The sequence below is a fragment of the Paenibacillus lignilyticus genome (genome assembly GCF_017942085.1).
GTDB classification, from domain to species: Bacteria; Bacillota; Bacilli; order Paenibacillales; family Paenibacillaceae; genus Paenibacillus_Z; species Paenibacillus_Z lignilyticus.
On sequence record NZ_JAGKSP010000018.1, the window covers coordinates 89,530 to 96,089 of the forward strand.

The window sequence follows — 6,560 nt, forward strand, 5'->3', positions numbered from 1 at the left end:
TACTTTTTAACAACGCTTGGCTGCATATTAATAATAGGAGGTTGCTCAGCATGCACCTGCCCATCCCCCGTCGATCGCTGCGCGATGAAGCCTATCACATCATCTATGAACAAATCATAGGCGGTGCGCTGCCCAAAGGAACCGTCACCTCCGAGGTACAGCTCAGCCGTCAGCTCGATATGAGCCGCACGCCGGTCCGCGCCGCGCTGCAGCAGCTTGAGAACGAAGGCTTCCTGCGCATTATTCCCAAGCACGGCGTGCTCGTGCTCGATTCATCCGCTCAGCGGGTCGGCGATCTGCTGGAGCTGCTGACCGCGCTGCTGCTGTATGCCGTGACGAGCGTGCGCCTCCGCGATGAAGAAGCGCTCGGCGAGTTGTCCCGCCGGCTGGTTAACGAGCTGGAATCGCTGCTGGCAGAAGGCGACGAGCCCGCTCCTGAGGCCGGCGGCGAGCTTGCGCTATGCCAGTTCGAATATAACTTCGTGAGCCGTGTCATCGCGCTCAGCCACAATCAAGAGATGCAGCAGACTTTGGCGAACAGCGCATCCCGCTTATTATGGACGGGAAACAAGAAACGGTGGGTCGCCCCGTACCGCCTCGAAATGGGCGATACGCTTCACACCCTGCTGAGCCGATTGACCTCCGGCACCGACAGCTTCATCGAGGCACTTAATCGCTACTTGCACATGCTGAAGAAGACCTGGATCTAGTCCGTAGAATTACCCAGTGTCAAGCTTCTCCCCCTCGTTCCCCACTATAGAGTTTCACTCTAACGAATCCCAGAGGCCTTATTTCAACCTATTAACCGGATTTGAATTTCTAACGAATCCCACACGGCTTATTTCGTGTCCGGATGCCGATTTCAACACCGTTTCCTCATAATAAGGCCCGTACGATTCGTTAGATCTGAATATGGGCTAATTTCGTGCAAATAAGACTCCTACGATTCGTTAGCGCTCGCTCACCAATTGCATTTAAACAAATTCCACCTTGCCGCCTTCCAGCGAAGCAATGCGGGCAAGCGACTCCACGCGGAATCCCTGCTCCAGCAGTTTGCCTCTTCCGGTTTGGAATGACTTCTCGATTACAATTCCTATTCCAGCCACCTCTGCCCCGGCTTGCCGAACGATGCGAGCCATCCCAAGCGCAGCCTCGCCATGAGCGAGAAAATCATCAATAATCAGTACGCGATCCTTCGGCGCGAGGAACTTTCTCGATATCGTGACCTCGCTCTCCTCTTGCTTCGTGAACGAATAGACCTTCTCCGTGTACAGATCGTCCCGCAGCGTCAGCGATTTGCGTTTACGCCCGAACACCATCGGCACGCCAAGCTGAAGCGCGGTCAATACGGCCGGCGCGATACCCGAAGACTCGATCGTCATGATCTTCGTCACACCGCTCTCGCGGAACAGCTCGGCAAAAGCTTTTCCGATCGCAAGCATCAGCTCCGCATCCACTTGGTGATTCAGGAACGTATCTACTTTTAACACGCCGCCATCCAGCACGATGCCCTCTTGCATGATTTTATGCTTCAGAAGCTCCACTGCACTCATGCCTCCTTTTCCACCTAATGCCATAATCTAAAACTTCAGTATGCCCCGATTATCTTCCCTAATCCCGCCAGCCTCTCATACATGCTTATTGCGAAAAGCGTACTGAATCGTTTGATCCTCCACGCTAATCGATTTGACCAGCAGCGAGATGCGGTTATCCGGATTGATTCCCTCCCAATAGAAATCGGCGGTTTCTTCGATCGAATCGAATAAAGGCACTTCGAACGGATCGCCTTTGAACGGCTTCAATACACCGTCACGCTCCGCTTCGTAGGTATGTATACAATGTCCGGTTCCCAGCTTGAAGCGGCTGAAATGGTATCGATTACGCAAGCAAACCGACGGATCATTGTCATAGGTTTTGAGAATCGACAATTCATACTGCTGCACATCCGCATAGATAACAGCCGAGATCCTCGGCGTAAAATGCGGCGAATCCGGCTCGAACTCTCGGTTCATAAGCGCTTGCTCGAACGTCTGCCTGAGCTGCAGCCCTTCATAGATTGTGTCGGTCTGATCGCCGTTAGAGACAATGTGCGCATCCCCCCAGTGGCGGATCGGATAATAAATAATAAGTGAAGGGTCCTCCAACAACGCCGGATCGAATGCTTTGTTCCTCACATACAAGCCATCCTGTTCAAAAACCCGATTGCGGCTGTTTACACTGCGTCCCATAATCCAATACACCTGCACATAATGCGTCCCGGAAGGTGTCATGCCCGCAATCAAGGTTCTCCCCGGATAAGGTTTCTCAAACAATTCCTGTTGGTAGGATTTCACGCACATCGCTCCTCTCCGAATACAAATAGAGGTAAGGAGAACTCGTAGCTCCCCTTACCTCTCTGCTAAATTACTTTCACCATACCGAATTAAGCCCCATAAATCAACTACTATTCTGCCGGTCTGTTTATATGACCTTATTTTCGCTCAATTCCACGACCTGCACGCCGGGTGGCGCGATAACACTCGTACACACCTTGCCATTATCGTCTACATACCACTTCACATCGAGGTCGCCGTGCGGAGTGTTAACCGTGCCGCTGCATGAGCGAATACCGCCAACCGGATTCGGTGAGACCATCACGGTTTTGTAGCCGGGCTCAAGCGACTGAACGCCGAGAACAACTTCGCCGATCCATTTCACAGGCGTGCTGGACCAGGCATGGCACAAGCTCATTCGGTACGAACCGTAAGCTGTATATGTCGTAAGGGCATCGTGAAAATCGCGCCCCCCGCCATCCCCGTGCGAATAGGCTTCCCAGAAAGTCGTAGCCCCGTGATCGAGCATCCCGCCCCATACGATCGAGATCACTTCATACGCCCGCTCGTGTTTCCCATACCGGGAGTAACACTCAGCCAGCTGGAACGCCGACAACGGTGTGATTGGATCCATCAGTTCATATTCATCCAAGAAGGCTTCCGCAGCTTCAGCACTTACATAACCGCTCGCAATGCCAAGCACTTTAACCGCCAGTGCATAAGAATCCTTCATATAATCCTCGGAAGTAAGTTTCCGCATCGGCCAATCCAGCAGCGGCGCCAGCTCCAGCTCAGGCAGCTCGGCAGCCAGCTTCACCAAGTCGGCATGCGTCAGCGCATAGATGGCCTGAAGCGCTATAACCTTCTCTTCATTGGTGAGCGGCACCCATTCAATCAGAATGCCGTCTTGGATGAGAAGCCCTTCGCCGGGTCTCGTGTTGGCGAGCACCCATTTGATATGACGCTGTAACGGCTCCTTCAGCTCCAGCACGAACTCTTTATCGCCCGTTTGAAAATAATACTCCGTTACCGTCTTCATCCACCATAGCGTATATTCACAAATGCTGTTCATCCAATGCCCGCTCGGCGTACCTTCTCCCAGCTCGCGCACCGCGCGGCGAGTGACCTTCGTATCGTCCCATAAGAAATAACAGGATTTTGCCGCCAGGTAGAAATCGAAGGTCCAGTTCAGCCGATCCCGCTTAATCCCGTCCCACAGACCAATCTGATGACAGATCCGGCTCGTATGCGCGGAAACCTCGAAGATTTGATTCAGCTCCGCATTATCGCTTTGCAGCTTCCCGGCCTGACGCAGCGCCACATGCACCGTCTGGAACATCAGCTCCAACTCGAAAGACTGCCCCGGCTCGCCAAGCACATACAGCTGAATGTAGCGGCAGCCCTGCGGGAGCGTGCATACCGTTTCTCCCGGAGCTACAACGAGCCACTCCGTTATACATCCCTCATAATGTTCCAGCTCCATGAGCGACTCGGCACCATTCCATAACAGCTTGACCGTCTCGGCGCCATGGTTGGAGACTGTAAACCGGCAGTTATGCTCCGCCAGCAGATCGACGGTCACGCTCGAAGCGCCGCTGAGATCCATCTCCATTTGCTGCTGTCTCATCGCTTTCCATTCATTCTGCTTCCGCAGATGGTAGAACAGGTCTAGCTGCTCCTGCTCCGGTTTGACCGCTAGGCCGTCCTGTCCATGTGCACCGCTGAGCCTGACCTTGCCATCGCCCGCTACCTCCGCTTCAATGGCGAATTGGTCCTGCACAACCACTTCATTCAGGTCATAGGCCGCAATATCTCCGAAGCCGCCTGCTACGAACGCCGGCGGGCTGTTCTCTAAATCGCCGAACGGTTCCTCGCCCAATAAGCATATTTGTGCTGCAGCCGATTCATCCGCCTGCCAGTTCTCTTCCTCCGTCGTTACCCACAATCCTTCTCCGTGAAGGAAAGCGATCGCTCCAACTCGGCGATTCCACAGATAATAGTTCACTTCTACCAGCGGGATGAACGCCGTACAGTCCATTTCAAACCTGAGCTCATGCTCCCCCGGCGGCAAAACATCGGGAAAATCAACAATCTTCATAAAAGCACCGGCATTCCCGGCACGTTCCTCAATCTCTGCAACTACTTGCCCGTCAAGCACGACGCGCGCTCCACCCGTAAACGATGCGTGTAAGGAGACTTGGCGAATTTCTTGTTCTGCCGTAAATGCACGAGTCAGCACGCATTTGGGCCGCTGCTCACGCTCCTGATGCCAAATCCAAACCGGCAGTTTTTCCTCAGCTCTAATTGTTGTCGTCTCCATAGTAAGTTCCTCACTTTGCCTACGATTTAACTGCTCCGGATCAGGCCTCGAAAGACACAATAAATTTCTAATACGATTCCCGCTATTCCTATATAAACAGTTCAACAATGGCGGAAACTGATGTTTTGCAAAATAACCGAAGCCTTCATTATTGAGAAAACGTGATAATCACATAAAACGTTTTTAATGTAATCCTAAAGCGGCTAGTCTCCGCCTTAGGATGGAGAATCAAGTCTTTGCAAGCACTTTCAGTTCATAATACTGCCATCTTACCATCGACTGCGTGATCCCTTCAACAATAAAACAAACGGCACTTTTTCAGCGGTGGAACCCTTGATAACACTGGGCTTTCTCGATTTTTCGCTATAAAAATAACGAAAAAACGTACAAGCCCGGCAATATTTATATAAAACGTTTTTATGTCCGCAAAAGGAGCTGCCCCCAGCATGTTCGTCCACTCACCGTATGATGCCACCATTATGCTACACCCTCACTAAACGCTCCATCACGCACCTTACTACTCGCTTCAACACACGCTTCTCTACGCACTCCACTACTCGCCGGAAAGCACAAAAAAAGCCCCTTGCTTTCGCAAGGAGCGTTCGTTTAAAAGATGGTCGGGATGACACGATTTGAACATGCGACCCCCTGGTCCCAAACCAGGTGCTCTACCAAGCTGAGCTACATCCCGTTATGAAGAAAAAATGGCGTGCCCTGAGAGATTCGAACTCCCGACCTTTTGATTCGTAGTCAAATGCTCTATCCAGCTGAGCTAAGGGCACTAATGGAGCGGAAGACGGGAATCGAACCCGCGACCCTCGCCTTGGCAAGGCGATGCTCTACCGCTGAGCCACTTCCGCAAGTAAATATGGTGCGCGTAGAGGGACTTGAACCCCCACGGTCGCCCGCCAGATCCTAAGTCTGGTGCGTCTGCCAATTCCGCCATACGCGCATGAGTGAAAATCATTTTCCATAAAAAATGGTGAGTCATGTAGGATTCGAACCTACGACACCCTGATTAAAAGTCAGGTGCTCTACCAACTGAGCTAATGACTCGAGTAAAGATGGTGCCGGCGATAGGAGTCGAACCCACGACCTACTGATTACAAGTCAGTTGCTCTACCAACTGAGCTACACCGGCAAGTGTTGAATTGGTTTGCTTTGGTTAAAATGGCGGAGCCGACGGGATTCGAACCCGCGGTCTCCTGCGTGACAGGCAGGCATGTTGGGCCACTACACCACGGCTCCGCAGTAAAATTGGTTGCGGGGGCAGGATTTGAACCTGCGGCCTTCGGGTTATGAGCCCGACGAGCTACCGAGCTGCTCCACCCCGCGATAGTAAAACATATATGGTGGAGGCTGACGGGATCGAACCGCCGACCCTCTGCTTGTAAGGCAGATGCTCTCCCAGCTGAGCTAAGCCTCCAGGGAAATGAATGGTGACCCGTAGGGGACTCGAACCCCTGTTACCTCCGTGAAAGGGAGGTGTCTTAACCACTTGACCAACGGGCCTTGATGAAAAAAGTACAACGGAGAAGGAGGGATTCGAACCCTCGCACCACTTACGCAGTCTAACCCCTTAGCAGAGGGTCCCCTTGAGCCACTTGGGTACTTCTCCATGAATGGCTCCCCGAACAGGACTCGAACCTGTGACAACTCGATTAACAGTCGAGTGCTCTACCAACTGAGCTATCAGGGAACAGTTTAATTCAGGAACTTTTGTCACCCTGAAAACTGGATACGAACCTTTGCGAAGGTCTTGTTTAGCTGATCTTGTCCGAAGTTGAACATCCGAGCGAACGTTCGTAGGATAAGCCCTCGACCGATTAGTATTCGTCAGCTGCATGCATTGCTGCACTTCCACCTCGAACCTATCAACCTGATCGTCTTTCAGGGGTCTTACATACTGGGAAATCTCATCTTGAGGG

At 52.3% G+C, this 6,560-nt stretch carries 4 protein-coding genes, 12 tRNA genes and 1 rRNA gene; 1 reads left to right on the top strand and 16 read right to left on the bottom strand.

From position 1 onward, the window contains the following. The first annotated feature begins 50 nt into the window (after positions 1-50). On the top strand, positions 51-710 hold the full coding sequence (locus I8J30_RS27680; RefSeq protein ID WP_210663714.1) for a GntR family transcriptional regulator: 660 nt from the start codon (positions 51-53) through the stop codon (positions 708-710). A 264-nt stretch (positions 711-974) separates the two neighbouring features. Here the strand turns inward: I8J30_RS27680 and I8J30_RS27685 are convergent, their stop codons facing one another. From I8J30_RS27685 to I8J30_RS27760, 16 genes are all read right to left on the bottom strand, one after another. Next, positions 975-1,544: a xanthine phosphoribosyltransferase gene (locus I8J30_RS27685; RefSeq protein WP_210663736.1), complete on the bottom strand. Its 570-nt coding sequence runs from the start codon at positions 1,542-1,544 to the stop codon at positions 975-977. An 84-nt stretch (positions 1,545-1,628) separates the two neighbouring features. Continuing rightward, positions 1,629-2,339 carry an IMP cyclohydrolase gene (locus tag I8J30_RS27690; protein WP_210663716.1) on the bottom strand — a complete coding sequence of 237 codons (711 nt, stop codon included), beginning with the start codon at positions 2,337-2,339 and terminating at the stop codon, positions 1,629-1,631. 121 nt (positions 2,340-2,460) lie between these two features. Next, the gene (locus tag I8J30_RS27695) at positions 2,461-4,632 is read right to left on the bottom strand and encodes an alpha-L-rhamnosidase-related protein (RefSeq protein WP_210663718.1); all 2,172 of its coding nucleotides are present in this window, start codon (positions 4,630-4,632) and stop codon (positions 2,461-2,463) included. A 614-nt stretch (positions 4,633-5,246) separates the two neighbouring features. Next, a tRNA-Pro gene (locus I8J30_RS27700) sits at positions 5,247-5,323 on the bottom strand. Between the two features lie 14 nt (positions 5,324-5,337). Next, a tRNA-Arg gene (locus tag I8J30_RS27705) sits at positions 5,338-5,414 on the bottom strand. A gap of 3 nt (positions 5,415-5,417) precedes the next feature. After that, positions 5,418-5,492: transfer RNA gene (locus I8J30_RS27710), tRNA-Gly, on the bottom strand. A 9-nt stretch (positions 5,493-5,501) separates the two neighbouring features. Then, positions 5,502-5,584: transfer RNA gene (locus I8J30_RS27715), tRNA-Leu, on the bottom strand. 28 nt (positions 5,585-5,612) lie between these two features. Then, positions 5,613-5,688 (bottom strand) — tRNA-Lys (locus I8J30_RS27720). A 9-nt stretch (positions 5,689-5,697) separates the two neighbouring features. Beyond that, positions 5,698-5,773: transfer RNA gene (locus tag I8J30_RS27725), tRNA-Thr, on the bottom strand. 30 nt (positions 5,774-5,803) lie between these two features. Then, a tRNA-Asp gene (locus I8J30_RS27730) sits at positions 5,804-5,880 on the bottom strand. Between the two features lie 10 nt (positions 5,881-5,890). Further along, positions 5,891-5,967: transfer RNA gene (locus I8J30_RS27735), tRNA-Met, on the bottom strand. 15 nt (positions 5,968-5,982) lie between these two features. After that, positions 5,983-6,058: transfer RNA gene (locus I8J30_RS27740), tRNA-Val, on the bottom strand. Between the two features lie 11 nt (positions 6,059-6,069). Continuing rightward, positions 6,070-6,144, bottom strand: a tRNA-Glu gene (locus I8J30_RS27745). 18 nt (positions 6,145-6,162) lie between these two features. Next, a tRNA-Ser gene (locus tag I8J30_RS27750) sits at positions 6,163-6,250 on the bottom strand. Positions 6,251-6,255: 5 nt separating this feature from the next. Continuing rightward, positions 6,256-6,331, bottom strand: a tRNA-Asn gene (locus I8J30_RS27755). A gap of 107 nt (positions 6,332-6,438) precedes the next feature. Continuing rightward, positions 6,439-6,560: ribosomal RNA gene (locus I8J30_RS27760) — 23S ribosomal RNA — on the bottom strand; the annotation flags it as partial.